Source organism: Streptomyces sp. DH12, from assembly GCF_020873895.1.
In the GTDB taxonomy this organism is placed as follows: domain Bacteria; phylum Actinomycetota; class Actinomycetes; order Streptomycetales; family Streptomycetaceae; genus Streptomyces.
The window spans coordinates 1-443 of record NZ_JAHWGT010001154.1 but is presented as its reverse complement, the minus strand read 5'-3'; the positions used below and the strand labels follow the sequence as shown (position 1 = coordinate 443).

1 protein-coding gene is annotated in these 443 nt (G+C 75.6%); it reads right to left on the bottom strand.

Annotated features, from left to right (window positions below):
• A partial coding sequence (locus tag LPA54_RS39010) for a condensation domain-containing protein (protein WP_228985126.1) occupies positions 1-443 on the bottom strand: 443 nt, incomplete at both ends.

Below are 443 nucleotides of genomic sequence, written 5' to 3'. Positions count from 1 at the left end.
TAAGAGACAGGTCTCGGTGAGGCCGTACACGTTCTGGAAGCGGCGGCCCCGCGACCAGCGGTCGGCGAGTTCGGCGGGGCACGCCCGCCTCCTTGGCGAGGCGTCCGATGCGTGTGGCGAGGTGGGCGTAGGAGCGGCGCACCTCGTGCACCGGCGGTCCGTCCACGGCGGCCGTGTCGGTGCGCCGGCGCAGGGTGACCGGGCGCAGCGCGGCGAGCCGGTCGCGCCAGTAGGCCAGGGAGTCCTCGTCGGCGAGCGCGGCCCGCTCCAGCGCGACGTACTCGGCGAAGGCCGGGACGCTCGGGGGGCGCGGCGCGGTGCCCCGGGCGACCGCCTCGCGGTGCAGGGCCAGCAGGTCGGCGACGAGGGAGGTCAGGCTCCAGCCGTCGAGGACGACATGGCAGTCGGTGAGGACCAGGCGCAGGTCGTGGTCGGTGACGTGG